25 protein-coding genes are annotated in these 25,685 nt (G+C 68.4%); 13 read left to right on the top strand and 12 right to left on the bottom strand.

What is annotated here, in order from left to right; all coding sequences use genetic code 11:
• The first annotated feature begins 202 nt into the window (after positions 1-202).
• The 6 genes from RISW2_RS12745 to RISW2_RS12720 all read left to right on the top strand — a co-directional run bounded on the left by RISW2_RS12745 (position 203) and on the right by RISW2_RS12720 (position 4,111).
• Entirely contained in the window at positions 203-817 is a 615-nt protein-coding gene (locus RISW2_RS12745) for a ribonuclease D (RefSeq protein ID WP_043771781.1), read from the top strand.
• Between the two features lie 14 nt (positions 818-831).
• The gene (gene lptC / locus RISW2_RS12740; protein WP_043771778.1) at positions 832-1,443 is read left to right on the top strand and encodes an LPS export ABC transporter periplasmic protein LptC; all 612 of its coding nucleotides are present in this window, start codon (positions 832-834) and stop codon (positions 1,441-1,443) included.
• Positions 1,444-1,465: 22 nt separating this feature from the next.
• Positions 1,466-1,960, top strand: coding sequence for a lipopolysaccharide transport periplasmic protein LptA (lptA, locus tag RISW2_RS12735; RefSeq protein ID WP_043771776.1), 495 nt, complete (start codon positions 1,466-1,468; stop codon positions 1,958-1,960).
• A 1-nt stretch (position 1,961) separates the two neighbouring features.
• On the top strand, positions 1,962-2,720 hold the full coding sequence (lptB, locus tag RISW2_RS12730) for an LPS export ABC transporter ATP-binding protein (protein WP_043771774.1): 759 nt from the start codon (positions 1,962-1,964) through the stop codon (positions 2,718-2,720).
• A 291-nt stretch (positions 2,721-3,011) separates the two neighbouring features.
• Positions 3,012-3,578, top strand: coding sequence for a ribosome hibernation-promoting factor, HPF/YfiA family (gene hpf, locus RISW2_RS12725; protein ID WP_043771772.1), 567 nt, complete (start codon positions 3,012-3,014; stop codon positions 3,576-3,578).
• Between the two features lie 68 nt (positions 3,579-3,646).
• The gene (locus tag RISW2_RS12720) at positions 3,647-4,111 is read left to right on the top strand and encodes a PTS sugar transporter subunit IIA (protein WP_043771770.1); all 465 of its coding nucleotides are present in this window, start codon (positions 3,647-3,649) and stop codon (positions 4,109-4,111) included.
• Between the two features lie 10 nt (positions 4,112-4,121).
• On the opposite strand, the gene RISW2_RS12715 is transcribed toward RISW2_RS12720, so the two are convergent.
• The 8 genes from RISW2_RS12715 to cysQ form a co-directional block, all read right to left on the bottom strand.
• On the bottom strand, positions 4,122-5,549 hold the full coding sequence (locus RISW2_RS12715; protein WP_043771768.1) for a nodulation protein NodH: 1,428 nt from the start codon (positions 5,547-5,549) through the stop codon (positions 4,122-4,124).
• Positions 5,550-5,589: 40 nt separating this feature from the next.
• Positions 5,590-7,296 (bottom strand): DUF5927 domain-containing protein, encoded by a 1,707-nt coding sequence (locus tag RISW2_RS12710; protein WP_043771766.1) that lies wholly within the window; start codon positions 7,294-7,296, stop codon positions 5,590-5,592.
• Entirely contained in the window at positions 7,293-8,303 is a 1,011-nt protein-coding gene (locus tag RISW2_RS12705; protein WP_043771764.1) for a glycosyltransferase family 2 protein, read from the bottom strand. The genes RISW2_RS12710 and RISW2_RS12705 overlap by 4 nt, the downstream gene beginning before the upstream one ends.
• A gap of 45 nt (positions 8,304-8,348) precedes the next feature.
• Positions 8,349-9,515, bottom strand: coding sequence for a glycosyltransferase family 4 protein (locus RISW2_RS12700; protein WP_162164327.1), 1,167 nt, complete (start codon positions 9,513-9,515; stop codon positions 8,349-8,351).
• A 34-nt stretch (positions 9,516-9,549) separates the two neighbouring features.
• Entirely contained in the window at positions 9,550-10,533 is a 984-nt protein-coding gene (gene galE / locus RISW2_RS12695) for a UDP-glucose 4-epimerase GalE (protein WP_043771759.1), read from the bottom strand.
• A gap of 7 nt (positions 10,534-10,540) precedes the next feature.
• Entirely contained in the window at positions 10,541-11,434 is an 894-nt protein-coding gene (gene galU, locus RISW2_RS12690; RefSeq protein WP_043771848.1) for a UTP--glucose-1-phosphate uridylyltransferase GalU, read from the bottom strand.
• Positions 11,435-11,538: 104 nt separating this feature from the next.
• The gene (locus RISW2_RS12685; protein ID WP_051492010.1) at positions 11,539-12,822 is read right to left on the bottom strand and encodes a glycosyltransferase family 2 protein; all 1,284 of its coding nucleotides are present in this window, start codon (positions 12,820-12,822) and stop codon (positions 11,539-11,541) included.
• A 6-nt stretch (positions 12,823-12,828) separates the two neighbouring features.
• A complete protein-coding gene (gene cysQ, locus RISW2_RS12680) occupies positions 12,829-13,626 on the bottom strand; it encodes a 3'(2'),5'-bisphosphate nucleotidase CysQ (RefSeq protein WP_043771757.1) in 798 nt (265 codons plus the stop codon).
• 202 nt (positions 13,627-13,828) lie between these two features.
• On the opposite strand from cysQ, the gene RISW2_RS12675 reads away from it, so the two are divergent.
• Complete coding sequence (locus RISW2_RS12675; RefSeq protein ID WP_043771754.1) at positions 13,829-14,659, top strand: ABC transporter permease; 831 nt, start codon at positions 13,829-13,831, stop codon at positions 14,657-14,659.
• An 11-nt stretch (positions 14,660-14,670) separates the two neighbouring features.
• Positions 14,671-15,288, top strand: coding sequence for a COG3650 family protein (locus RISW2_RS12670; RefSeq protein WP_043771752.1), 618 nt, complete (start codon positions 14,671-14,673; stop codon positions 15,286-15,288).
• 16 nt (positions 15,289-15,304) lie between these two features.
• Here RISW2_RS12670 and RISW2_RS12665 read toward each other — a convergent pair whose 3' ends face one another.
• The gene (locus tag RISW2_RS12665) at positions 15,305-15,901 is read right to left on the bottom strand and encodes an alpha-ketoglutarate-dependent dioxygenase AlkB family protein (protein WP_043771750.1); all 597 of its coding nucleotides are present in this window, start codon (positions 15,899-15,901) and stop codon (positions 15,305-15,307) included.
• A gap of 254 nt (positions 15,902-16,155) precedes the next feature.
• On the opposite strand from RISW2_RS12665, the gene dnaK reads away from it, so the two are divergent.
• The 5 genes from dnaK (at position 16,156) to RISW2_RS12640 (ending at position 23,287) form a co-directional block, all read left to right on the top strand.
• Positions 16,156-18,078 carry a molecular chaperone DnaK gene (dnaK, locus tag RISW2_RS12660; RefSeq protein WP_043771748.1) on the top strand — a complete coding sequence of 641 codons (1,923 nt, stop codon included), beginning with the start codon at positions 16,156-16,158 and terminating at the stop codon, positions 18,076-18,078.
• Between the two features lie 83 nt (positions 18,079-18,161).
• Positions 18,162-19,313, top strand: coding sequence for a molecular chaperone DnaJ (dnaJ, locus tag RISW2_RS12655; protein WP_043771745.1), 1,152 nt, complete (start codon positions 18,162-18,164; stop codon positions 19,311-19,313).
• Between the two features lie 168 nt (positions 19,314-19,481).
• The gene (locus RISW2_RS12650) at positions 19,482-21,512 is read left to right on the top strand and encodes an NADPH-dependent 2,4-dienoyl-CoA reductase (protein ID WP_043771742.1); all 2,031 of its coding nucleotides are present in this window, start codon (positions 19,482-19,484) and stop codon (positions 21,510-21,512) included.
• Positions 21,513-21,615: 103 nt separating this feature from the next.
• Positions 21,616-22,176 (top strand): type 1 glutamine amidotransferase domain-containing protein, encoded by a 561-nt coding sequence (locus RISW2_RS12645; RefSeq protein WP_043771739.1) that lies wholly within the window; start codon positions 21,616-21,618, stop codon positions 22,174-22,176.
• A 205-nt stretch (positions 22,177-22,381) separates the two neighbouring features.
• Complete coding sequence (locus tag RISW2_RS12640) at positions 22,382-23,287, top strand: LysR family transcriptional regulator (RefSeq protein ID WP_043771737.1); 906 nt, start codon at positions 22,382-22,384, stop codon at positions 23,285-23,287.
• A gap of 75 nt (positions 23,288-23,362) precedes the next feature.
• Here the strand turns inward: RISW2_RS12640 and RISW2_RS12635 are convergent, their stop codons facing one another.
• The 3 genes from RISW2_RS12635 to RISW2_RS12625 form a co-directional block, all read right to left on the bottom strand.
• Complete coding sequence (locus RISW2_RS12635; protein ID WP_043771734.1) at positions 23,363-23,764, bottom strand: hypothetical protein; 402 nt, start codon at positions 23,762-23,764, stop codon at positions 23,363-23,365.
• 63 nt (positions 23,765-23,827) lie between these two features.
• Positions 23,828-25,009 (bottom strand): dual-specificity RNA methyltransferase RlmN, encoded by a 1,182-nt coding sequence (gene rlmN / locus RISW2_RS12630; RefSeq protein WP_043771732.1) that lies wholly within the window; start codon positions 25,007-25,009, stop codon positions 23,828-23,830.
• 102 nt (positions 25,010-25,111) lie between these two features.
• The gene (locus RISW2_RS12625) at positions 25,112-25,642 is read right to left on the bottom strand and encodes an invasion associated locus B family protein (protein ID WP_051492009.1); all 531 of its coding nucleotides are present in this window, start codon (positions 25,640-25,642) and stop codon (positions 25,112-25,114) included.
• Positions 25,643-25,685: the final 43 nt, after the last annotated feature.

The following is a 25,685-nucleotide window of genomic DNA, read 5'->3' as shown; positions in this document are numbered from 1 at the left end:
GTTGTCAGTGGGCGAAAGTGCGCCGGCTCTGCCCCATTCACGCCATATTCCGCCCGAATCACTGCCCGATTCCGTACGGATCGATGGGCCGCGGGTTGAGCGGGCATGCCGCGCGTCGCGCGGGGGCATCGCCTTGTCTCGTCCGAAGGCACTGGTTATGTGCCATCGACGCACGGGCACGACACGGGACGAGGAGCGGTACATGACGATCCACTTGCACCAGGGCGACCTGCCGGACGGCCTGGACCTCGGGCCCGCGGTCGCCATCGACTGCGAGACCATGGGGCTCGACCTCAAGCGCGACCGCCTGTGCCTCGTGCAGCTGTCGGCGGGTGACGGGGACGCGCATCTCGTGCAGGTGGCACAGGGCCAGCGCGAGGCGCCGAACCTCGTCCGCCTCGTCGAGGACCCGCAGGTGGTCAAGCTGTTCCATTTCGGCCGCTTCGACATCGCGGCCCTGCACCACACGTTCGGAGCGCTGGCGCGGCCCGTCTACTGCACAAAGATCGCGAGCCGTCTCGTCCGCACATATACCGACCGTCACGGGCTCAAGGCGCTGACGCAGGAGCTCCTTGGCGTCGACATCTCGAAACAGCAGCAGTCGAGCGACTGGGGGGCCGAGACGCTGACCGAGGCGCAGGCGGAATACGCCGCCTCGGACGTGCTGTACCTGCATCGCCTGCGCGAGGTGCTGGACGGCATGCTGGCGCGCGAGGGCCGCACCGATCTCGCGGAGGCCTGTTTCGGTTTCCTTCCCGACCGCGCGCGGCTCGACCTCGCCGGGTGGGACGAGACCGACATCTTCGCGCACAGCTGAGGGGGCGCGGTCAGTTGGCGCGCGGTCCGGGCACCTACTCCGCGATGGTGTCGTGGCTCAAGCTGCTCCTGCCGCTTGTCGCGCTCGGGCTCCTGTCCACGATCTTCCTCTTCGCGCGCAGCACCGATCCGACCGAGAACATCCCCGTCGCTACCGCCCGCGACCTTGCCGACCGCGGATCCGAGGAGGTGACGGCACCGTCCTATTCCGGCACCACGGATTCGGGCGCCATGCTGCGGCTCGAGGCAGCGCGCGCCCGGCCCGATCCGGATGCCGAGGGCGACGTACTGGCCGAGGCGCTGACGGGCACCATGACCTTCGAGGACGGCGGAAGGATCGACCTCGCGGCCCCGACGGCGCGGGTCGTCGACGCGGACGGCACCGCGCTCCTGTCCGGCGGTGTCGAGATCGAGAGCTCGCAAGGCTATGTCCTGCGCACCCCGGCGCTCACCACCTCGCTGTCGCGCATCGCGGTCGAGACGGACGGTCGCGTCGAGGGCACCGGCCCGGCGGGCCGGATCACCGCGGGCCGCATGCGGATAGAGGAAAGCACGGCCGAGGGCGGCGCGCCCGGGGATGTGCGGCTGCTCTTCACCGACGGCGTGGACGTGATATATGAGCCGTGAACCGACAGAAGGCGTCCGACCCATGTTCCGTGTCCTGCCGCTCGCGGCGCTGCTGCTGGTGCCGCTCTCCCTTGCCTATGCCCAGGGCGCAGATGTCGCCTTCGGCTCCATGCGTCAGGACAGCGACCTGCCGGTCGAGGTCAGCGCCGACCAGCTCGAGGTGAACCAGAGCGACGGCACCGCGCTCTATACCGGCGACGTGGTGATCGGGCAGGGCGAGATGCGCCTCGCCGCCCCGCGGGTGCTCGTCGTCTACGGCGAATCGGCGGGCCGGATCGAGCGGCTCGAGGCGACGGGTGGCGTCACGCTCGTCTCGGGCGAGGACGCGGCAGAGGCCGACCGCGCGGATTACGACATCGATGCCGGCACCGTGGTCATGACGGGCAACGTGCTGCTGACACAGGGCGACAACGCGCTGACGTCGAACCGGCTGGTGGTGGACCTCGACGGCGGCACGGCGCAGATGGACGGGCGCGTGCGCACCGTCCTTCAGCCCGGCGGTCCCGGGTCGGAATGAGATGGGCCGCGCAGATCTCAGCATCGCGGAGGGCCCGCACGGCCTGACCGTCAGCCACCTGCGCAAGAGCTACCGCAAGAAGGTGGTGATCCGCGACGTGTCGCTGACGCTGGACCGCGGCGAGGTCGTGGCGCTGCTCGGCCCGAACGGGTCGGGCAAGACGACGAGCTTCTACGCCATCGCGGGGCTCGTGAACCCCGAGGGAGGGCAGGTGCTGATCGACGGGCAGGACGCCACCTACCTGCCCATGTACCGCCGCGCCCGCATGGGGATCGGCTACCTGCCGCAGGAGATGTCGATCTTCCGCGGCCTGTCGGTCGAGGACAACATCTCGGCCATCCTCGACATCAGCCTGGACGAGGGCCACAAGCGGCGGCGCCGGCTCGAGGCGCTGCTGTCGGAGTTCTCGATCGAGCACCTGCGCCGGGCGCCCGCGCTGGCGCTGTCGGGCGGTGAACGGCGGCGGGTCGAGATCGCGCGCTGCCTTGCGGCCGATCCCAAGTACCTCCTGCTCGACGAACCCTTCGCCGGCGTCGACCCGATCAGCGTGGGCGACATCCGTGCCCTCGTGGCGGACCTGAGGACACGGGGAATCGGCGTGCTGATCACCGATCACAACGTCCGCGAGACGCTCGAGATCGTCGATCGCGCCTACATCCTGCACGACGGGCAGGTGCTGATGTCGGGCACGCCCGACGAGGTCGTGCGCAACGAGAACGTGCGCCGCGTCTACCTCGGAGACAGTTTCCGCTTCGGCTGAAATCCCGCAGGCGGCGCGCTGCACGTGCGGCGCTGCGGGCCGCGCCGCGCGGCGCAATTTCGGAGAATGCGGCGCGGGTTTCGTTTGACAGGACGCGGCCTTCTCATCTCAAATGGAGGGATGATGCCGCGAGCCCTTGCCTTGTGTCTCTTTCGGCCTCCTGCCTCGGAGGCCGAGGTCACGGGCGCCACGCGGGCGTCAGTTCCCGACCGTACCGGCCACCCGAGCCGCGCCCCCGCGCGCGGTCGCGATGTCCTGCGCGGTCGTTAAAAAGAAGGACACCGTATCCACATGCGCTACCAGATCACGGGGAAACAGATCGACATCGGCGAGGCGCTGCAGAGCCACGTCAAGACGGAGCTCGGCGCAACGATCGAGAAGTATTCGGGCCGTCCCACCGATGCCAATGTGATCTTCTCGAAGTCCGGGCATGAATTCGTCTGCGAGGCCGTGGTCCATCTGTCGACCGGCCTCAACTGCACCGCCAAGGCGCACGCGAACGAGATCTACGCCGCGCTCGATGCCTGCGTGGAGAAGATGGACAAGCAGCTGCGCCGCTACAAGCGCAGGCTGAAGGACCATCACAAGGAGCGGACGACCCCGGTTGAACTCTTCGGGGCGTCCTCGTATATCCTCGCCGGCAATGCCGAGGCCGAGGACCCGGCTGAGCCCGATACGCTGCAGCCGATCATCGTGGCGGAGATGGAGACCCAGATCCCGTCCCTGTCCGTCGGCGAGGCTGTCATGCAGATGGAACTCGCCGGCGCTCCCGTGCTCGTGTTCCGGAACGACAAGAAGGACGGCGTGAACGTCGTGTACCGCCGCGACGACGGCAATATCGGTTGGATCGATCCGTAAGGCGGGTCTCCCGGATACGACGGGCGGCCCTCTGCGGGGCCGCCCCAAACAACAGAGCAGGCGACCTGATGACGTTGATGGAACTTCTGAACCCGGCAGCGGTGCGCGTCATCGCGGGCGCGTCCAGCAAGAAGCGGCTGATGCACGACATCGCCGAGACCGCGGAAGTCGCGCTGGGGGTCAACGCCGATGCCACCTGCGAGGCGCTGATGGACCGCGAGAGCCTCGGTCCGACGGGCGTCGGTCATGGCGTCGCCCTGCCGCACGCGCGCCTCGCCGAGGTCGACCGCGTGACCGGCGTCTTCATCCTTTTGGAGAAGCCCATGAACTTCGAGGCGGTGGACCGTCAGCCGGTCGACATCGTCTTTGCGCTGTTCGCGCCCGAGGATGCGGGCGTCGAGCACCTGAAGGCGCTCGCGCTGGTGTCGCGGACGCTGCGCGACGCGAGCTTCTGCTCCAAGCTGCGGGCGAATCCCGACCCGGGCAAGCTCTACACCATCCTGACCGAGGCCACGCCGGTCCAGGCCGCCTGACGCGGCCGCATCACCCCCACGCACCGTAGCCGAACATGATGTAATCGCGGGCATAGGCTTCCTGTGCCAGCGCCTCGAGCGTGTCGTCGTAGATCCGCGCGAGCCCGAACGGCGCCTGCACGACATGCGGCGCGGGATCTGGCGGGGCGGCATGTCCGACCTGCATGGCGAGCGCGGGCAGGTAGGCCGGCATCTCGTCCTCGCGCACGATCATGTCGGGCAGCGCGAACTCCGCATGTCCCTGCAGGCACTGGCTCTGCGACGCCCAGTGCGCGTCGACGCGGATCGCGGTCTGTCCGGCGAGGTTCGCCTTGAGGAACCGCAGGAACCCCTCGAACGCCCGTCGGTGTCGGTCGGCATCGTAGTCGGCGCCGGGCGCGCTCTCGGGCAGATCGAGCCCGTGTTGCTTGACGAGCGTCCGGCGGATCGCGGCGAAGCTGCCGGGCCCGGTCGACAGGATGCGCGCGCAGAATGCCTCGTGGGCGCGGGCAAGCGGGTGACGCACCACGGTGAAGCTGCGGTGCCCCGGGTTCTCGCGCATCCACTGGCGCAGCGTCTTCTGGCTGAACGCGTTCTTGAGCGCGTCGGTCCCGACCCCGTCCAGCGCCGCCATCCAGTCCAGCACCGCCGCCTCGGGGCCGGAGCGGATCGGCAGGTACAAGAGCGGCGTCCGCGCGCCCGCATGGTAGGACGGCACGACCGGCCCGCGCCGCGGCTCGAAGTTCGGCGTGCGAGAGAGGTTGAAGCGGTCGAGGCGCACCAGCGCCGCCTCCATCTCGGCGAAGTTCTCGACCTTGTCCTCGACCGATTCCGGGTTCTGCCGCTTGAGCGAGGTGTCGAGCCCCTCGAGGCGGTCGGGGATGCCGAGCCAGCGCGCGATCCCGTTCATCACCGCCACGTCCTGCAGGTCCTCGTAGGCCACGTGGAAAGCAGTCTGCCCGCCATGCTGCAGGCTGCGCTGGATCAGCACCTGGAAATCCTGCAGGGCGGCGAGGTGCTGCTCGAATTCCTGCGCGTCGAACCGGGCCCGGGTCTCGCGCCGCCTGGCCACGTTCGTGAGCTTCCACTGGCCGGTGCCCTGCGCGATCTTCCAACTGACATAGCTGTCCACGGGGTTCCGCGTGAGGATGATCTTGGCCGCGCGCGGGTCGTCGAGCACCGTCTGCAGGATGCGCGGGTCATGGTCGTGGAAGTAGCGGAAGCCGCCCAGTCCCGGCGTCGCCCGCGCGATCTGCCGAAGCAGCCGCTCGGGGTCCGCGTCACGCTCGGCCTGGTCGATGCCGAGGATCGACTGGGCGTTCGGATAGCCGATGAAGTGCGGGTTGAACGCCTCGCCGTGGCAGGTGAGCGCGGGGAAGGCGTTCAGGTTCGTCTCGAGGAAGTTCGAGCCGGTGCGCATCTCGGCGAAGATCACGAAATAGTCGAAGCGGTCGGTCATGGCTGGCCTTGCAGGCGGAGACGACGCGCGGCGCGCGGCATCATCCGGATTTCTTCACGAGATAGGGGCGCTTTGCCGGGCGCTGGCCGTGCCGCGGCGGGGGATCGACCGGGAAGTCGCCCATCAGGTAGGGATGCATCCCCTGGTTCTTGAGGTTCTGCAGGAACTGGCCGAACCCGGTCAGGTCCTCCATGCGCGGGGCCTCGGCCAGCCGGCGCGGCTGGCGCGGGCCGATCTCGTCGATGATGAGCTGCAGGGGCTCCATCGGGGCCTCGATGAACTCGGCCATGGTCCAGATGCGGATGCGGGCCTTCACGTCCGGGGCGCGCAGTTCGTCGAGCATCCGTGCCTCGATCTTCTGCAGCGCCGCAGCCTCGCGGCGGAGTTCGGGAAAGCCGCGGTCGGACTTGAAGAGCGGTACCGCCCAGGCGCCCGAGATGACCGAGACCTGCGCGTTGGGGTCGCGGGCGATGTGCCAGTTGATCCAGACGTTGTCGCGCGGCCCGAGCGCGAAGCACTGCCGCTCGCCCCGCGTGTTCCAGATCAGGTTGGTGAGGAAGGCGCGCGGATTGGCGTCGCGCAGGCTCGCGCTGTCCGACAGCGCCCCGCTCACCACGCTCTGGCCGTCCGCGAACTCGGCCCGGTCCCTGGCAAAGAGGTGGCCGTGCACCTGCGCGCCGGTGGCGCGCGCCAGCCAGTCCCCGAAATCCTGGAAGAGGTCGCCGAAACCCTGGAAGACCGAATACTTCCCGGCGGTCACGCCGTTCTCCCAGCTCCAGTTCGGAAAGCGCGACTGCATGTAGAGGCCGGGGCGCCCGCGCGTCCGGCGCTCCACCGCCCTGGCGAAGATGCGGTCGATCTTGCCGGGATTCGGTTCCGCCCGTGCGCCCTGGCCGGCGCCGTCGCCCAGGAACGCCTCGTAGAGACGATCGGCGTGGGGCCAGATCTTGCGCGCCACGAAACAGTCCGACCGGCGCAGGAGCTGCAGGTGGTCGTCGTAGAAGATGTGCGGCTTGCCCTGGAAATCGAACTTGGACAGCGTCAGCGACCGGCTCTCGATGGTGTCGGAATAAAGCCGCGCGAGCGTCTGGAAATAGCTCTCGTCCGGGATCCACACCGAGCGGAAGTAGCGGTCGTGCACCGCGCGGCGCGGATCGTGCAGGATCGAGGACAGCGTCTTGCGCGTGAGGCACCACCATTGCGACCCCATGTGCGGCGTCAGGCCTTCGGGGATGGGGCGCCGGTAGCCCACGGCGCGCTGGAGCGCCACGAACCGGTCGAAGAGGAAGCGGTTCCTGCGCCACGAGAACGGGAAGCGCAAGGTGAACCGTTCCGCGTCGAGCCCGCCCACCGTCCACGGCACCTCGGAGGTGGTGGCGCTTTCGATGAAATCCGTGCGCGGCCGGTCGGCGAGGTAGGCCACAAGTTCCTCGACGGGCCGGAGCGGCATGCAGGACCCCGAGGAGAGGTACACGTGCTGCACGTCGGTAAAGGTGGCGAGCATCAGCGTGCCTGCGTCCTGGCTGGCGGCGACCAGCCCCCAGCTGCCCCATTCGCAGCGATGCCGCCGCGAGAAGAGGATGGTCGGCACGTCGGCGAGCGCCGCGCGGAAGGCGGCGACCACCGGGGTCGGCACGGCGCTGTCCACGTGGATCACCACCGGGCAGCCCGCGCGCGTCCAGTGGCGCGCCACCTGTTCGGCCCGGTCGAGCGCGGTGTGCACCAGCATGATGATCCCGACGCTCATGCCCAGTTCCCCTTGGACATGAGGCCGAGGATCTCGAGCTGGCGCCAGTTGATGTACTTCTCGGACCAGCTGCACCAGAGCTCGGGATTGTCGCGGATGCCCTCGGCATAGGCGATGTATTCCTTGGACCCGCCGTAATGCTGCCGGCGGGCCAGCTCCTCCTCGGCCTTGTGGCCGAAGGTGTCGAGGAACTTGGTGTGCAGCAGGACGCCCGACGCCTTCTCGCCGCCCCACTCGTCGTAGACGAGGTTCAGGCCGCGGGGCAGCAGCATATGGGTCGAGGACACGTAGGCGAACCGGCGGTCCCAGCGCACGAGCGGGATCTTGTTGAGCGCCGGCGCGCGTTCGGGTTCGTTCCGGAAGAACACCCGCGCCCGCGGGCCGCCCTGGATCCAGAGGTTGCCGTAGCGCGGATTGCGCGAGATCGCGTAGTTGCCGGCATCGAACCAGCACGCGATCTCGAGCGGATCCTGTCCCGCCGCGTAGGGCTGCGCGTCGATGCGACCCTTGGGATACATGTCGAGCAGCATGGCCGAGAACGACCGGATGGAGGACGCGTCGAGCCAGTCGGTCAGGGCACGCAGGGGCCGCGTGTCGCAGAACGGGTAGAGGAACAGCTCGTCGGGATCGACCACGAGGCACCAGTGCCCGTGTCCGTGCCGCATCTGCAGCCAGTTCAGCCAGTCGACCCCGAAGCGCGCGCGCTTGTAGCTCGCGGTCGTATGCCAGAGCGAGACGTCGGGCTGGGCGGCGAGGTAGTCACGCGAGCCGTCGGTCGAATCGTTGTCGACGATCAGGAAGTGGTTCACGCCCATGTCGCGGTAATAGTTCAGGAACCACGGCAGGCGGACGCCCTCGTTGCGCGCGGTCGAGAACACCAGCAGGTCGTCGGGACGGATCGTGGCGCTGCGGTCGGCCACGGCGCGGAGCTCGCGGCGCTTGCGGAAGGCGCGGATGCGCCAGCGCCTGCGCTGCAACCTCAGCCGGTATGAGTGCCATACCTTCACTCGCAATCCTCACACCGCCCGCGTTCCGACCGTGGAACCGGGCCCTTACAGGCGCGGAAGGACAAGCGCGAAATGGTCATCCCAGGCCGGCGGATCGCGAGGGATCCTCCGGCCGGAGCTGCTGTTTCCCTGCCTGTCCTGCCGCGCGTCGGCGTCCCGCGCGAGACGCCGTACCGTTGACGCCCAAGAGTAATGATCGCCGATCGTGGCGTAAATTGGAAAGTCCCCGCCAATTTCGCGAAAAACCGCAAGATCGTTGCAGAGGACAGGCACGCCGAGCGCCGCCGCCTCGACCAGCGGAAGGCCGTAGCCTTCGGCCCGGCTTGGAAAGAGCAGGCCCGCGCTCGCGGCGAGCAGGCCGAAGACCTGCGCATCGGACAGTCCGTTCAGTTCGTGCACGCGCTGCGGCCGCGCATCGAGCCGGGCGAAGGTCTCGTGGTTTTCCCACCCGCGGGTGCCGACGATCAGGAGGTGGGGCGCCCCGGCGCCGAGATGGTCCCAGATGTCGAGCAGGAACGTGTGGTTCTTGCGTGGCTCGATGGTGCCAAGCGAGACGAAATAGGGAGTGCCCGTCCAGGGCCCCTCGGGGGGCGGGCCTGCGCGCGGCCGCGCGACGCCGAGCGGCGCGACGACGATCTCGGGCAGATTTGTCCCGGCATGGCGGGTGATGTCGTCGGCCGTGACCCGCGAGTTGGCGATCACAAGGTCCGCGGTGTCCATCACCCCGCGGAACAGCGTCGCGAAGCGTTCGGGCGTGCCCGGCCGCTGGAAGTCCGGCCAGTCGAGGGGGATCGTGTCGTGCAGCATCACGGCGGCGCGCAAGCCCGGCACCTGCCCCAGGCCCTTCCAGGTATGCGCGTCGAGGTTCGCGTGGCCGACGTTCACGTAACACGTGCCGTCGGGCAGCCGGCGGCGGAGGAGCGCGCCGAGCCGCCCGGGCAGCGCGCGGCCGAGGGCGAGACGCCGGAGCCGCGTCTCGGCGGCGGCGCGCGCCGGGTCATTCTGCCGGAGTAGGTGTGCCAGCGGTCCCGCACGGCCCCAGCCACGCTCCGCCGAGTCGAGGACGGCCCGGGCGCCGGCCCCGTCCAGCAGGAGATAGCCGAGGCTCGTGCGCACGAGCCCGAACAGCGGCACGTCGTCCGACAGGAACCGCGCGAGATAGGCGGTTTCGACCCGGTCGACGCCCGTGGGCGTGCGACCGGCGCGGCTCACGAGACGGGTCAGGTCCAGGAGCCGCGCAGGGGCCTCAGCGCGTGTAGGAACCGGTCTGCTGCCAGCGCCAGGCATCGGCGATCATCCGGGCCATGGTGGAATGCTTCGGGGTCCAGCCGAGCTCTTCCACCGCGCGTGTCGATCCCGAGACGAGCTTGGTCGCGTCGCCGGCCCGGCGCGGTCCCTCCGAATAGGGGACCTCGCTGTTGGTGACGGCGCGCGAGGCGTCGATCACCTCGCGCACGGAAAAGCCGCGCCCGGTGCCGAGGTTGAAGACGCGGCTGGCCTTGCCGTCCTGCAGCCACGTCAGCCCGAGGACATGCGCGTCCACCAGGTCGCAGACGTGCACGTAGTCGCGGATGCACGTGCCGTCCGGCGTGTCGTAGTCGGTGCCGTGGATCGTGAGCGCGTCGCGCTTTCCCTGGATCGCCTCGAGCATCACGGGGATCAGGTGCGTCTCCGGCCGGTGATGTTCGCCCACCTCGGCATCGGGATCGGCGCCCGCCACGTTGAAGTAGCGGAAGATCACGTGCCGCAGCCCGTGCGCGGCCTCGAAGTCGCGCAGCATGTCCTCGATCGCGCGCTTCGACGCGCCGTAGGCGTTCAGCGGCGATTGCGGCGTGTTCTCGTCCAGCACGACGTTGTCGTGCTCGCCGTAGGTCGCGCAGGTGGAGGAGAAGACGAAGTTCGTGCATCCGCCCGCGACCGCCGCCTCCATCAGCGTCAGCGATCCGGCGACGTTGTTGTGCCAGTACTTGCCGGGGTTGGACATCGCTTCGCCCACGAGGCTCAGTGCGGCGAAATGCATGACCGCGACGGGCGCGTGTTCGGCGAAGGCGCGGTCGAGCGCGGCGCGATCGGTCAGGTCACCCTCGACGAGGGGGCCGAATTTCACCGCGTCGCGCCACCCGGTCGAGAAGTTGTCGTAGGTGACCGGCGTGAAGCCGGCCGCCATCAGGGCCTTGCAGGCGTGCGAGCCGATATAGCCCGCACCGCCGGTCACGAGGACGTTGGGCATGGAGGGATTATTCCGCCGCCTTTTCCGCCGACACGACCTCGTAGAGGAAGCGGCGCAGGTCGTCGCCGAGATCCGGCCGCTCGAGGCCGAAGGCGACGGTCGCCTGCAGGAAGCCCGCCTTCGAACCGCAGTCGAACCGCTGGCCGCGGAAGCGCAGGCCGTAGACGCCGCCCGATCCGCCGATCTCCTTCGCGATCGCGTCGGTCAGCTGGATCTCGCCGCCGGCCCCGGTCTGCATGTCGTTGAGGTTCTCGAGGACCGCGGGCGACAGGATGTAGCGCCCGATCACGGCGAGGTTCGACGGTGCGTCAGCCGCCTTGGGCTTTTCGACCATGCCCTTGACCTGGACGAGCTGGCCCATGTCCTCGGCCACGTCGAGGATGCCGTAGGATGACGTCTTGTCCTGCGGAACCTCCATGGCGGCGACCATGTTGCCGCCCGTCTGCTCGTAGGCCTCGACCATCTGCTGCAGGCAGGGCGTCTCAGCCGCGATCACGTCGTCGGGCAGGATCACCGCGAAGGGCTCGTCGCCGATCAGCCGCCGCGCGCACCAGACGGCGTGGCCGAGGCCGAGCGCCTTGTGCTGGCGGATATAGGCGATCTCGCCCGAATCCATGTAGGTGGATTTCAGCACCTCGAGCAGGTCGTCCTTGCCCTTCTTCCGCAGCTCGTCCTCGAGGCTCGGGGCGTGGTCGAAGTAGTCCTCGAGCGCGCCCTTGCCGCGGGAGGTCACGAAGATGAACTCCTTGATCCCGGCGGCGCGCGCCTCGTCGATGGCGTACTGGACGAGCGGCCGGTCGACGAGCGTCATGATCTCCTTCGGAACGGATTTCGTCGCAGGCAGGAACCGCGTTCCTAGACCCGCGACCGGGAAGATCGCCTTGGTGACCTTGTTCGACATGCTGTGCTCCGCTTTCTTCATGGAAGAGGCTAACCGATGCGCCGGGCCGTTTCATCCCTCAATGATCCGACCGGCCGACGCGATCAACTCACCAAAAGACGTCATCAACGTATCATACGGATCGGATCTGGCGTTTTCCCGCCGGTCCTGCCGTCCTCCGACAATGGCCTGACCGTTGCGAGGCGCGCAACCTCTGCGTGTGCGCGGGATCGGCGCGTGTGCAGTGTGAAGAGTGGGTCGCCCCGGTCGGAGCGCCCGAAGATGCCGCCCGCCTGTTCCCAGAACCCCTCGGGCCGGAATCGCATGCGGTGATAGAGCGCGGTGGGGGACAGCAGGAGCACGGTCGCAAGATCCCCCGCTGCGACGGCGTCCTGCGCCGCGCGCCTGAGCGCCGCGCGCCGCCGCCAAGGACCAGTGAAAACATGGTGCGTGGCGCCGGGCCGCGCGGCAAATGCCCGGAACCCTTCCGCCGCACGGGGCAGCGGTGTGGTTTCCCCGGTCGGACGGGCGGCGCCGTCGGCGATGCCGCGCTCGAGGCCGTGCAGGATCCGGCGCACGTCGAGCGGGTCGAGCGGGCCGTCCCGGAGCGCCCGCAGGAGCCGCGCGCGCTGGTCCGCGCGCAGCCGCTCGAGGTGGCGGGCATGCAGTTCAGGCGGGCAGTGCTTGCGCAGGAAGACCATGGTCGAGGCGCCGATCTCGAACAGGTCGCGCGGCGTGCGGTTGCCTGCGCGGCGGGCACTTTCGGCATAGCCGTGGTGAACCTGGGCGCGCGGCACGATCGCGACTGCCGCGCCTTCGGCGGCGAGGCGCATGTCGAGATCGGTCTCGTCGAGGTAGAACCGGAAGGCGGGGTCGAAGCCGCCCGCGGCCGCGAGCGCCTCGCGCCGCAGCGCCATGTTGGTGCCTTCCGTTTTGATCGCCCGGCCGGGGCGGCCGGTCAGGACGGTGGGCTTGTCGGCATGGATGGCGAGCGGCGTCGCGACGCCGCCCGAATCCACGGCCCGGGAGCCCCATTGCAGGGTGATGCCGTTGCGCCCGATCACGTGGCCGCCCGCCGCCGCCACCTCCGGATCGGCGAAGACTGCCAGGAGGTGGCGCAGCCACGAAGGTTCGGGCACCGAATCGTCGTCGATGAAGGCCACGATCTCGCCCGCGGCCGCCGCGATGCCGTGGTTCCGCGCAGCCGAGATGTTGGGCACGTCGAAGGGCACGAGCTTGATCGCCGCGGCGTCCGGCCGCGCGGACACGACGGCGCAGCCGTCGGGGCAGGCCACCACCACCAGTTCGAGCCGCGGCCAGTCGAGCTGCGAGAGCCCCGTGATGCAGCGGGACAGGAGCGCGGGCCGCCCGCGCGACACCACGATCACGCTGACGGACGGCGGCTCCATCCCCTCTCAGCCCTCCTTGAGGTCGACCCCCGGAGCGTAGGCGATGAAGAAGGGGTTCGCGAAACCCGCCTTGCCGTAGTCGAGCGGGGTGTGGTCGTCGAAGCGCACCACCCGGCCTCCGGCGCCGGCGAGAACCGCGTGTCCCGCGGCGGTGTCCCATTCCATTGTGCGCCCGAGCCGCGGGTAGAGGTCGGCTTCCCCGGTCGCCACGAGGCAGAACTTGAGCGACGAGCCGGCGCTCGTCATGTCGTGCACGGCGTACTTGCCGATGTAGTCGTCCGTCGCGGCGTCACGGTGCGATTTCGACGCCACCACCATGAGGGCGGAATTGTCGGGTTTCCCCACGCGAAGCGGCTTCGTCTCGCCCGGCGTGTCGGGATCGAAGGGCCCGGTTTCCTCGACCGACCCGCCGACGCTGTCGGTGTAGAACAGCCGCTCCTTGGCAGGGGCGTAGACCACGCCGCGCACCGGGACGCCGTCTTCGACGTAGGCGATGTTCACGGTGAAATCGCCGCGGCGGTTCACGAATTCCTTGGTGCCGTCGAGCGGGTCGACGATCAGGAACGTCGCCACGTCCTGATCGTGGCTCGCCGCCTGCTCCTCGGTCACGAGCGCGGTGTCGGGGAAGGCGGCCCGCAATCCCGCCGAGATCAGCGCGTCGGCAGCCTCGTCGGCCTCCGTCACCGGAGAGGCGTCGGACTTGGTCTTCACCTCGAAGTCGTCCGAGTTGTAGATCTGCATGATCTTCTCGCCGGCCTCGAGGGCCAGTCGGCGCATGACGGTGGAGAGTTCGGAATAATTCAAGCCTTCGCCCTTTCGATGGCACAATTGCCGGGTTCATTGATGCGGTCCGGCGCGCCCCTTATGCTCGCCGCAGACGTGTCCGGCAAGGCGCGCGCGGGCGGACGGCGCCGCCGGGCCGTCCGTCTGCGCAAGGATGCGGCGATCGGTGATCCGCCGGAAGGACGGCACGGTGCCCGACACCGGCAGAGCGGAGCGAACGAGGATGTTCCAGACCACCCAGCCGCGCACCCGGATCGGCTCGGCCTACTACCTGTCGGAAGTGGTGTACCACAGCGCGGTGCGGTCCGTGCGCAAGACCCACGGCAACGCGCTGATGGCGATCTTCATGAACATCCTGCAGGCGATCGTCTTCGTCGCGGTGTTCTACTTCATGTTCTCGCTGCTCGGCTTGCGCGGGGCCTCGCTGCGCGGCGACTTCCTGCTCTACATCATGACCGGGGTGTTCCTCTACCTCACGCATTCCAAGACCCTCGGCGCGGTCGCGGGGGCGGAGGGACCGACGAGCCCGATGATGCAGCACGCGCCGATGAACACCGCGGTGGCGATCCTCGCGGCGATGCTGTCGACGCTCTACATCCAGGTTCTCAGCCTCTTCGTCATTCTCTTCGCCTACGATGTCGTCCTGAACCCGGGCGTGCTGTCCGAGATCCACATGCCCATCGCGGCCTTCGGGATGCTGCTGCTCGCGTGGTTCACCGGGGCGGCGATCGGCATGGTCCTGCTGGCGGCCAAGCCCTGGGCACCGGTGCCGGTGGGAATCGTCACCACGATCTACCAGCGCGCCAACATGATCGCCTCGGGCAAGATGTTCGTCGCGAACGCGCTGCCGCCCGCGATGCTGAACCTGTTCGACTGGAATCCGCTGTTCCACGCCATCGACCAGGCGCGCGGCTATACGTTCGTGAACTACTTTCCGCGAAATTCCACTTGGGAATACGCGCTGTGGTTCGGTATCGTCTTCCTCATGATCGGACTGATGGGCGAATTCTACACGCGCAAGCATGCCTCGGCCTCCTGGGGGGCGCGCCGGTGAGGGCCGTCGCGATGGCGGCCCTGGCCGCAGTCCTCGCGCTGCCGGCGGCCGGCCAGGAGGAGATCGCGCCGCCGGTCACGCTGCCTGCGCTCTTCTCGGTCGCGGGCGTGGCGCCGGGCGACGTCCTCAACATCCGCGCCGAACCCGACGCGGCTGCCGAGAAGATCGGCGAGCTTGCGCCCGATGCCGTGGGCGTCGAGGTCACGGCCCGCACCGCCCCGGACGGCTGGGGGCGCGTCAACACCGGGGAACGCGCGGGCTGGGTGTCGCTCGGCTTTCTGGCCCCGCAGGACGGCGGGGCATTGCCGGAGGTCAGCCGCCTGTCCTGTTTCGGGACCGAACCGTTCTGGTCGCTCGACGCTGATGCCGGCGGGCTCTCGAACCTCTCCGACCCCGAGGGCGAGGCGCTGTTCCTGACCGGTCCGGTGCAGCCGGGCGCGGGGCGATCGGACGTGTTCGGCGTCACGGGCGGCGCGGCGGGCCGCACGCTTGCTCTGGCGATCCGGGCCGCGGAATGCAGCGACGGGATGTCAGACAGGCTCTACGGTCTTTCCGCGACCGTGCTCGTGGGCGGAACCATGCCTCGGACGCTCGCCGGGTGCTGCTCGCTGGACACGGCCGAGCGCTGAGCCGGGGCGGCCGGCCTCAGGTCACGACCCTCAGCGTCAGGTTCAGCCGGCCGCCGCGCGGCAGGAGCGTCGACGATCCGAACCGGATCCGGTCGACTCCGTGATGGCGGAGCCGCGCCGCGCCGCCCATGACCACCACGTCCCCCGAATGCAGCCAGACCGAGCGCGTCGGGCCGCCGCGCTCCTCGTTGCCCATGCGGAAGAGACCGTCGTCGCCCAGGGACACCGACACCACGGGCTGCGACATGTCCGTCTCGTCGCGATCCTGGTGCAGGCCCATCCGGGCGCCCTCGCCGTACCAGTTGATGAGGCAGCATTCGGGATCCCGCGCGCCCGGCGCGACACGCCGCCAGATCGCCAGCACGGCCTCGGGAATGGACGGCCAGGGCGTGCCGGCGGGATGCGTGTCGCTGTAGCGGTAGCCGCGCCGGTCGCTGATCCAGCCGTAGCGGCCCGCGGCCGACATGCGCACCGACATCTTGCGGCCGCGCGGTGTCTCGGGCTGGACGAGCGGCGCCTGCGCGAGCACCGCGCGCAGGTCCTCGACCAGCGCCTCCTGCGCCGGACGGTCCAGCAGGGCGGGATGGATCTCGAACCCGCCGATCTCCAGCATCTCGGTCACGGGAGGCAGGATGACCGGGTTTCGCGGGGCGATGCAACCGGGCACGGGCAGGCCGCTTGACCCGGCGAATTTGCCACAACCGGCGGCAGGCGCTGCTTGCAGGCCAAAAATCCGCTCCCTATATACCCTCCGAACGCGGATCCCGGGCCCTGCCCGCCGGTCCGCGCACCGAAACGGGGCAGGATGCCGGAACGGGTCCGGGGCCTCGAAGTATCGCCTTGAAGACAAGAAGGGATCGAAACGTCATGGGCAAAGTCATCGGTATCGACCTCGGCACCACCAACAGCTGCGTCGCCATCATGGACGGCAGCCAGGCCAAGGTGATCGAGAACTCCGAAGGCGCGCGCACCACGCCGTCGATCGTCGCCTTCACCGACGACGAACGGCTCGTGGGCCAGCCGGCCAAGCGCCAGGCCGTCACCAACCCGACGAACACCATCTTCGGCGTCAAGCGCCTGATCGGCCGTCGGCAGGACGATGCGCACCTCGCCAAGGACAACAAGAACATGCCGTTCGAGATCATCGACGGCGGCAACGGCGACGCCTGGGTCCGCGCCCGGGGCGAGAAGTATTCGCCGTCCCAGATTTCCGCCTTCATCCTCCAGAAGATGAAGGAAACCGCCGAGAGCTATCTCGGCGAGGAGGTCACGCAGGCGGTCATCACCGTGCCCGCGTACTTCAACGACCAGCAGCGTCAGGCCACGAAGGATGCCGGCCGGATCGCCGGCCTCGAGGTGCTGCGCATCATCAACGAGCCGACCGCGGCTGCCTTGGCCTACGGCCTCGACAAGAAGGAAGCGCGGACGATCGCGGTCTACGACCTCGGCGGCGGCACGTTCGACGTGACCATCCTCGAGATCGACGACGGTCTCTTCGAGGTGAAGTCGACCAACGGGGACACGTTCCTCGGTGGCGAGGACTTCGATATGCGGATCGTCAACTACCTCGCCGACGAGTTCAAGAAAGAGAATCAGGTCGACCTGACCAAGGACAAGATGGCCCTTCAGCGCCTCAAGGAGGCCGCCGAGAAGGCCAAGATCGAGCTGTCCTCGTCCAGCCAGACCGAGATCAACCAGCCGTTCATCTCGATGGGCGCCAACGGCCAGCCGCTGCACATGGTCATGAAGCTGACCCGTGCGAAGCTCGAAAGCCTCGTAGGCGACCTCATCAAGAGCTCGCTGAAGCCCTGCCAGGCAGCGCTCAAGGATGCCGGCCTGACCAAGGACGACATCGACGAGGTGGTTCTCGTCGGCGGCCAGACGCGGATGCCGAAGGTCATCGAGGAAGTGACCAAGTTCTTCGGCAAGGAGCCGCACAAGGGCGTGAACCCGGACGAGGTCGTGGCCATGGGCGCGGCGATCCAGGCCGGCGTGCTGCAGGGCGACGTGAAGGACGTGGTCCTTCTGGACGTGACGCCCCTGTCTCTCGGCATCGAGACGCTGGGCGGCGTGTTCACCCGTCTGATCGACCGCAACACGACGATCCCGACCAAGAAGTCGCAAATCTTCTCGACCGCCGAGGACAACCAGAACGCCGTGACCATTCGGGTCTTCCAGGGCGAGCGCGAGATGGCGGCCGACAACAAGATGCTCGGCCAATTCAACCTCGAGAACATCCCGCCGGCCCCGCGCGGCATGCCCCAGATCGAGGTGACCTTCGACATCGACGCCAACGGCATCGTGCACGTCGGCGCCAAGGACAAGGGCACCAACAAGGAACAGAAGATCACGATCCAGGCGTCGGGCGGTCTGTCCGATGACGAGATCGACAAGATGGTCAAGGACGCCGAGGCCAACGCCGAGGCCGACAAGAAGCGTCGCGATCTGGTCGAGGCCCGCAACCAGGCGGAAAGCCTCATCCACTCGACAGAGAAGTCGATCGAGGATCACGGCGACAAGGTCGACCCCTCGACCGTCGAGGCGATCGAACTGGCCATCGCCGCGCTGAAGGACGAGTTGGAAAAGGACGATGCGGACAAGATCCGTGCCGGCATCCAGAACGTCACCGAGGCGTCGATGCGGCTGGGCGAGGCGATCTACAAGGCGCAGCAGGAGGACTCCTCGGAGGACGGCGCGCCGGACGAATCCGGCAGCCGCCAGCGCGGCGACGATGACGACAACATCGTCGATGCGGATTTCGAGGATCTCGACGACAGCAAGCGAGCGTGAGGCCGCAGCCTGCGGAACCTGATGGGGGCCGGTCCGGATGCCGGGCCGGCCTTCCCGCGTTCCGCGAGCCAAGGAGGGCATAGATGTCCAAGCGTGACTACTACGACGTGCTCGGCCTCAAGAAGGGCGCCTCTCCGGAAGAGATCAAGAAAGCCTATCGCCAGAAGGCGAAGGAACTTCACCCGGACCGCAACGCGGACAACCCCGACGCCGAGACCAAGTTCAAGGAAGCCAACGAGGCCTACGAGGTCCTCAAGGACAACGACAAGCGCGCGGCCTACGACCGTTACGGCCACGCGGCCTTCGAGGGCGGCATGGGCGGCGGAGGCCCGCGTCCCGGGGCCGGCGGGTTCGGCGCGCAGGGTGATTTCGCCTCGGCGTTCTCGGACGTGTTCGACGACCTGTTCGGCGACTTCATGGGTGGCGGCCGCGGCGGCCGGAGCCGCGCGGCACGCGGGTCCGACCTGCGCTACAACCTGCGCGTGACCCTTGAGGAAGCCTACAACGGGCTCGGCAAGACGATCACCGTGCCGACCAGCGTCCAGTGCGGGTCGTGCAAGGGCTCGGGCTCGGAAGGCGGCGCGGAGCCCACGACCTGTCCCACCTGTTCGGGCATGGGCAAGGTGCGCGCGACGCAGGGCTTCTTTACCGTCGAACGGACCTGCCCGACCTGTTCCGGGCTGGGCCAGATCATCAAGAATCCCTGCACCACCTGCGGCGGCAATGGCCGCGTGCAGAAGGAACGCGCGCTGTCCGTGAACATCCCGCCGGGCGTCGAGACAGGGACCCGCATCCGCCTTGCCGGAGAGGGCGAGGCCGGGATGCGCGGCGGCCCGCCGGGTGACCTCTACATCTTCGTGGAGGTGACGCGGCACGAGATCTTCGAGCGCGACGGCGTGAACCTGCAGTGCCGGGTGCCGGTGTCGATGACGGCGGCAGCGCTCGGGGGCGACATCGAGGTGCCGACCATCGATGGTGGCCGCTCGCGCGTGAAGATCCCCGCAGGCTCGCAATCCGGGCGCCAGATGCGTCTGCGCGGCAAGGGCATGCCCGCCCTGCGCGGCGGCGGTCACGGCGACATGTTCATCGAACTGGCGGTCGAGACCCCGGTGAACCTGACGCAGAAGCAGAAGGACCTGCTGCGCGAATTCGAGGCGATGTCCGAGGACAACAACCCCGAATCCAAGAGCTTCTTCAAGAGCGTGAAGAGCTTCTGGGACGCGATGAAGGGCTGATCTTGGCCCAGATCCGACCTGACCACGACGCCCCGTGCACGCCGCACGGGGCGTCTGTCTTTCTGTGGCACCGGCCGCCAGGTTGACGCGACACGCTCTGACGTCACGTTGGCGTCGACATGGCCCGCAGGCCGTGAAACCTTGCCCGCGACGCAAGGGAGGACGGCCATGTCAGAGCTTTATCCGCATCTTCTCGCGCCCCTCGACCTTGGGTTCGTGACGCTGAAGAACCGGGTCCTGATGGGCTCCATGCACACCAATCTCGAAGAGACGGGCGACTGGAACCGCGTGGCCGAGTTCTACGCGGCCCGCGCGCGCGGCGGTGCCGCGCTGATGGTGACGGGCGGCATGGCCCCGAACCGCGAGGGTGGCGTGTTTCCCGGCGCGGCCGGGCTCTACATCGCCGAGGACATCGCCAACCACCGCATCGTCACCGACCGCGTGCACGCGGCCGACGGGCGGATCGCCATGCAGATCCTGCACGCGGGCCGCTATGCCTACGGCAAGCATTGCGTCGCCCCGAGCCCGATCAAGTCGCCGATCTCTCCGTTCGTGCCGACCGAGCTCGACGAGGAGGGCATCGAGAAGCAGATCGCCGACATCGTGACCGCTGCCACCCGCGCCCGCGAGGCCGGGTATGACGGGGTCGAGATCATGGGCTCCGAGGGCTATTTCGTCAACCAGTTCCTCGTGACGCACACCAACAGGCGGACCGACCGCTGGGGCGGGTGCTACGAGAACCGGATGCGCCTGCCGGTCGAGATCGTGCGCAGGGTGCGTGCGGCGGTGGGTGCCGATTTCATCGTCATCTACCGCATCTCCATGATCGACCTCGTCCCCGACGGCTCCACACACGACGAGGTGGTGCAGCTTGCGCAGGCGGTCGAGGCGGCGGGGGCCACGATCCTCAACACCGGCATCGGCTGGCACGAGGCGCGGGTGCCGACCATCGCCACCTCGGTTCCTCGGCGGGCATTCGCGTGGGTCACGCAGAAGCTCATGGGTAAGGTCGGCATCCCGGTCATCACCTCGAACCGCATCAACATGCCGGATGTGGCCGAGGCGGTGCTGGCCGAGGGCTGCGCCGACATGGTGTCGATGGCCCGGCCGTGGCTGGCGGACGCGGATTTCGTGACGAAAGCCGCGGCAGGGCAGGCCGACCGGATCGCGCCCTGCATCGCGTGCAACCAGGCGTGCCTCGATCACACCTTCCAGGGCAAGCTGTCGACCTGCCTCGTCAACCCGCGCGCCTGCCATGAAACCGAGCTGGTCGTGGCGCCCGCGGCGTCGCCGCGGCGCATCGCCGTGGTGGGGGCGGGGCCCGCGGGCCTTTCGGCCGCGATCACGGCGGCGGAACGCGGCCACGCGGTCACGCTCTTCGACCGGGCGGAAGAGGTCGGCGGGCAGCTCAACCTCGCCAAGCGCGTTCCGGGCAAGGAGGAGTTCTGGGGGCTCGTCGACTGGTTCCGCACCATGCTCGACGTGCACGGCGTGACCACGCGCCTGGGGACCGAGGCCACGGTCGAGACGCTGTCGGATTTCGACGCGGTGGTGGTCGCGACCGGGGTGCGCCCGCGCGACCCCGGGATCCCGGGCCAGGACGGCCCGAACGTGGCGAGCTACGTGGACGTGCTGACCGGCCGCGTGCGTCCAGGGGACCGCGTGGCCGTGGTGGGCGCGGGCGGCATCGGCTTCGACGTGTCCGAGTTCCTCGTGATGGACGGGCAGAGCCCGACGACGAACCTGCCGGACTGGATGACCGAATGGGGCGTGACCGATCCGGCCGAGGCGCGGTCGGGTCTCGCGCCCGAAGGGCCGCGGCCGCATCCGCCGGCGCGCGCCGTGACCATGCTGCAGCGCAAGGCGGAGAAGCCGGGAAAGCGGCTCGGCAAGACCACCGGCTGGATCCACCGCGCGGGGCTGCAGATGAAGAATGTGCAGCTGAAGGCCGGCATCACCTACGAGCGCATTGATTCCGAGGGTCTGCACATCTCGCACGGACCGGCCCGCGAGCGGCCCGAAACCGTGGCCTGCGACACGATCGTCCTCTGCGCCGGCCAGGTCAGCGAGCGCAGCCTGGCGGACGCTCTCGAGGCCGCGGGGCGCGAGGTGCACGTGATCGGCGGGGCGGATGTCGCGGCGGAGCTCGACGCCAAGCGCGCCATCGACCAGGGCACGCGTCTCGCCGCACGACTTTGAGGCAGATGGCAGGTGGCAGGGAACAGGGCCGGGGCGCAGACGTTCTGCGAGTGACCCCGGCAACGACGCCGGGACATGCTTTTCGAACGAGAGGAGGCACCACATGCCCCGCATCAATGACGCCCGCGTTCTCATCATCGCCACCCACGGATTCGAGCAGTCCGAGCTCGAGGGGCCGCGCGACCAGCTCCGCGACCGTGGCGCCGAGGTCCACGTGGCCTCGCTCGACGGTCAGGAGATCAAGGGCTGGGACGGCGACGACTGGGGCCGCCCGGTCAAGGCCGACATCGCGCTGGGCGATGCGTCGCTCGCGGACTACGACGCGCTCGTGCTGCCGGGTGGCCAGATCAACCCGGACATCCTGCGCACCAAGGACGAGGTCCTGGACGCCGTGCGCGCCTTCCACAAGGCCGGAAAGGTGATCGCCGCGATCTGCCACGCGCCGTGGCTGCTCGTGCAGACCGACATCATCCGGGGCCGCAAGGCGACCTCGTACCACTCGATCAAGACCGACGTGCAGAACGCCGGCGCCGACTGGGTGGACGAGCAGGTGGTTGCCGATCAAGGGATCGTGACCAGCCGGAACCCCGGCGACATCGACGCGTTTGTCGCCAAGATCGTCGAGGAGATCGAAGAGGGTACGCATCAGCGCGACGCGGCCTGATCGCCTCGGCATCCCTCATGTGTTCGGGCCGGACGTGCAAGCGTCCGGCCCTTTCCGTGTGTCGTGCCCTGTCGCACCTGACGCCGCTGTTTCAGCGCCCCAAACATTGCTCGGTATGAACGCGCCATTGTCCGCGCCAAGCCCTGTTTCTGCCCAGATCCGGTGTCACATCTCGGTTTCAAGACGTTTGACGAGGGAGAGTGCAATGGACCGGCTCACGGAAATGGAAGCCTTCGCCACGGTCGTGGACCAGGGCGGCTTCACCGACGCCGCCAAGAAGATGGGCATCTCCAAGTCCGCGGTGTCGAAGCACGTCTCCTCCCTCGAGGCCCGGCTCGGGGCGCGGCTCCTGAACCGCACGACCCGCCGCGTCAGCCCGACCGAAATCGGGCTTGCCTATTACGACCGTGCGCGCCGCGTCCTGAACGACGCAGGCGAGGCCGACGCGCTCGTGACCTCGATGCAATCCGCGCCCTCGGGGCTCCTGCGGATCTCGGTCGCGACGGATTTCGGCGTGAACCACCTGTCGCCGGTCCTGGGTGACTTCCTCGCCGAGTTCCCGGACATCACCGTGAACATGGTACTCAACAACCGCTACGTGGAACTCATCTCCGAAGGGTTCGACATGGCGGTGCGCATCGGTGAGCTCGAGGATTCGACGCTCCGCGCGCGCAAGCTGACCGAGACCACCAAGCGGATGATCGCGTCGCCGGCCTATTTCGAGAAATTCGGCCGCCCCGCCCGCATCGACGACCTGAACGAGCACAAGCTGCTGCATTATTCGAACCAGGCCTCGGGCAATGTCTGGAAGGTCACCGCGCCCTCGGGTGAAAAGCGGCAGATCCGCACCGCCGGCTGGCTGTCGGTGAACGACGGGCAGTCGCTGCTCAACGCGTGCATCGCGGGGCTCGGCATCGCCTACCTGCCCTCGTTCCTCTACGCCGACGCGATGGAGAAGGGGCTCGTGGAGGACGCGATCCCCGACCTGCCGCTCGAGACGCAGGGCATCTACGCCGTCTATCCGCCGGGCCGGTTCACGCAGCCCAAGGTGCGGGCCTTCATCGACTTTCTCGTGCACGTCTTCGGCGACAAGGGGCCGATCGACTGGTAAGGGTTTCCTCGACTGCCTTCCTGGCAGGACCTGCCCCGGGCGCATGCGTCCGGGGTTTTTTCGTGGGCCCTGGCCTCAGGCGCCGATGAGCGATGCGCGGTCGCCGGCGATCCAGCGGATCACGTCGACATAGTCGAAGACGAGCGACACGAGGATCGTGAGGCAGAAGAGCGCGAGCAGCGCGCGCGGCAGGCGGCGGACGCCCGGGGCGCGCAGCTTCGGCGCGAGCCAGATCAGGAGCGGCGTCCAGACGAGGATGTGCGGCAACCCGAGGAGCCGCACCATGCCCACCTGCGCGTAGAAGAGGTTCATCGCCACTGCCAGCACGAAGGACGCGGCCAGCGCGACGTAGCCCGCCATGCGGGTCTCGCGGAAGAGGGCCAGCACCAGCGGCACCACGAACATCACGACGGTGAGCCACAGGACCCAGATCCGGACGATGTCCGGCAGTTCGGCGACAGCTTCGGAAAAGGTCATCGCGTTCCCCCGTGCGGCGCCAGTTCAAGCATGGGTCGCGCGGCCGCGTCAACGTGCTGCGCGTCAGCCGCGTGCCGTCTCCGCCTCGATCTCGCGGCGCGATTTGCGCGCCCGTTCCGTGGCCGATTTCAGCTGGCCGCAGGCGGCCATGATGTCCTCGCCGCGTGGGGTGCGGATGGGCGAGGCATAGCCTGCCTTGTAGACGATGTCCGCGAAGGCCTCGATGCGGCTCCAGTCCGAACGCTCGTAAGGCGCTCCGGGCCATTCGTTGAACGGGATGAGGTTGATCTTGGCCGGGATGCCCGAGATCAGCTTCACCAGCCGGCGCGCGTCCGCGTCGCTGTCGTTCACGCCCTTCAGCATCACGTACTCGAAGGTGATCCGCTCGGAATTCGACAGGCGCGGGTACTCCTTGAGCGCGCCGAGCAGCGTCTCGATGTTCCAGCGCTTGTTGATCGGCACGAGCCGGTCGCGCACCTCGTCGGTGGTCGCGTGGAACGACACCGCCAGCTGGCAGCCGATCTCCTCGGCGCAGCGGGCGATCTCCGGCACGACGCCGCTCGTCGACAGGGTGATCCGCCGACGCGACAGCGCGATGCCCTCGCCGTCCATGGCGATCTTCATCGCGTCGCGCACGTTGTCGAAATTGTAGAGCGGCTCGCCCATGCCCATGAGCACGATGTTCGACAGGAGCCGGGTCTCGACCTTCTTCTCGCCGCGCTTCGGCCATTCGCCGAGGTCGTCGCGCGCCAGCATCACCTGGCCGACGATCTCGTCCGCGGTGAGGTTGCGCACGAGCTTCTGCGTGCCGGTATGGCAGAACGAACAGGTCAGCGTGCAGCCCACCTGGCTCGAGATGCAGAGCGTGCCGCGATCGGCCTCGGGGATGTAGACGACCTCGACCTCGTGGCCGCCGGCGATCCGAACCAGGTACTTGCGCGTCCCGTCGGCCGATACCGACTTCGACACGATCTCTGGCAGCCGGATCACGAAGTTCTCGGACAGGAGCGCACGGTACTCCTTCGCGAGGTTCGTCATCTCGGCGAAGTCGCGCACGCCCCAGTGATAGATCCACTGCCAGACCTGGTTCACCCGCATCTTGAGCTGCTTGTCGGGCGTGCCCGCCGCCGACAGCGCCGCGGACATCTGGTCCCGCGTCATGCCCACGAGGTTCGCGGGCCCCTCCGGCATCTTCCGGGGGATCGTGACGAGGTCTTGGGTGATCGGTGCTGCGTGCTGGGCCATGGCGGATTCGCTCGGCTGGAAGGTGAAGCGTCGCCTATACAGGAAAGACCGCCCCCGCTTCAACAGGGGCGGTCCCGGCAATCTCGTGGCGCCGCGCGGCGATCAGCTGCTGCAGCGGCGCTCCGCGTCCTCGACGGCGGCGGTGAAGCCGAGGAGCGAGAACGTATCCTCGGTCTGGGTCCCGCGCGACGAGCGCGCGGTCACCACGGCGTCGGCGCCGCGCTTCATCGCGGTCACGATGCGGGCGTCGTCCTGCGGCGTCGCGGGCCAGGACCATTCGCCCTCGGTGAACATCTCGAACTCGGTGCCGCCGATGTTGATGTTGACGGTCGAGCCGTCGGCGAAGGGATAGCCGCCCGTGAACGCGACCTGCCCGGTCACCTCGGCCTCCGGCCGGAAGAACACCATCAGCAGGATCTGCCCCCGCGTCACGGCCACGACGCGGCCATCCCTCGTGTTCACCGTTTCCTTCGCCGTGGTCACGGCCCAGCATTCGCGGGGCTCGTTGCCTTCGAACACGGACCAGTCGGTCATGGCGTCGACGCGGTTCGTGCTTTCCTGCTGCGCCGTTGCGGCCACGGCCGACAGCGCCATCGTCGCGCCGATCAGGGCGCCCGCCATACGTGATCTCATGCGTCCAGCCTCCAGACGTCCTTACCTCGATAGGTGCCGGGTT

It is taken from the genome of Roseivivax isoporae LMG 25204 (genome assembly GCF_000521865.1).
Lineage (GTDB): Bacteria > Pseudomonadota > Alphaproteobacteria > Rhodobacterales > Rhodobacteraceae > Roseivivax > Roseivivax isoporae.
This window is presented reverse-complemented; position numbering and strand designations above follow the sequence as displayed.

Bases quoted from the DNA above. Each gene is read 5' to 3' on its own strand.
- RISW2_RS12745 (WP_043771781.1), top strand. From the start codon at position 203: ATGACGATCCACTTGCACCAGGGCGACCTGCCGGACGGCCTGGACCTC.
- RISW2_RS12720 (WP_043771770.1), top strand. From the start codon at position 3,647: ATGACGTTGATGGAACTTCTGAACCCGGCAGCGGTGCGCGTCATCGCG.
- lptB (WP_043771774.1), top strand. From the start codon at position 1,962: ATGGGCCGCGCAGATCTCAGCATCGCGGAGGGCCCGCACGGCCTGACC.
- galE (WP_043771759.1), bottom strand. From the start codon at position 10,533: ATGCCCAACGTCCTCGTGACCGGCGGTGCGGGCTATATCGGCTCGCAC.
- RISW2_RS12650 (WP_043771742.1), top strand. From the start codon at position 19,482: ATGTCAGAGCTTTATCCGCATCTTCTCGCGCCCCTCGACCTTGGGTTC.
- RISW2_RS12625 (WP_051492009.1), bottom strand. From the start codon at position 25,642: ATGAGATCACGTATGGCGGGCGCCCTGATCGGCGCGACGATGGCGCTG.
- RISW2_RS12715 (WP_043771768.1), bottom strand. From the start codon at position 5,549: ATGACCGACCGCTTCGACTATTTCGTGATCTTCGCCGAGATGCGCACC.
- RISW2_RS12685 (WP_051492010.1), bottom strand. From the start codon at position 12,822: ATGGAGCCGCCGTCCGTCAGCGTGATCGTGGTGTCGCGCGGGCGGCCC.
- RISW2_RS12670 (WP_043771752.1), top strand. From the start codon at position 14,671: ATGGCGGCCCTGGCCGCAGTCCTCGCGCTGCCGGCGGCCGGCCAGGAG.
- RISW2_RS12640 (WP_043771737.1), top strand. From the start codon at position 22,382: ATGGACCGGCTCACGGAAATGGAAGCCTTCGCCACGGTCGTGGACCAG.
- lptA (WP_043771776.1), top strand. From the start codon at position 1,466: ATGTTCCGTGTCCTGCCGCTCGCGGCGCTGCTGCTGGTGCCGCTCTCC.
- RISW2_RS12645 (WP_043771739.1), top strand. From the start codon at position 21,616: ATGCCCCGCATCAATGACGCCCGCGTTCTCATCATCGCCACCCACGGA.
- hpf (WP_043771772.1), top strand. From the start codon at position 3,012: ATGCGCTACCAGATCACGGGGAAACAGATCGACATCGGCGAGGCGCTG.
- dnaJ (WP_043771745.1), top strand. From the start codon at position 18,162: ATGTCCAAGCGTGACTACTACGACGTGCTCGGCCTCAAGAAGGGCGCC.
- RISW2_RS12710 (WP_043771766.1), bottom strand. From the start codon at position 7,296: ATGAGCGTCGGGATCATCATGCTGGTGCACACCGCGCTCGACCGGGCC.
- galU (WP_043771848.1), bottom strand. From the start codon at position 11,434: ATGTCGAACAAGGTCACCAAGGCGATCTTCCCGGTCGCGGGTCTAGGA.
- RISW2_RS12675 (WP_043771754.1), top strand. From the start codon at position 13,829: ATGTTCCAGACCACCCAGCCGCGCACCCGGATCGGCTCGGCCTACTAC.
- RISW2_RS12665 (WP_043771750.1), bottom strand. From the start codon at position 15,901: ATGCTGGAGATCGGCGGGTTCGAGATCCATCCCGCCCTGCTGGACCGT.
- RISW2_RS12635 (WP_043771734.1), bottom strand. From the start codon at position 23,764: ATGACCTTTTCCGAAGCTGTCGCCGAACTGCCGGACATCGTCCGGATC.
- dnaK (WP_043771748.1), top strand. From the start codon at position 16,156: ATGGGCAAAGTCATCGGTATCGACCTCGGCACCACCAACAGCTGCGTC.
- rlmN (WP_043771732.1), bottom strand. From the start codon at position 25,009: ATGGCCCAGCACGCAGCACCGATCACCCAAGACCTCGTCACGATCCCC.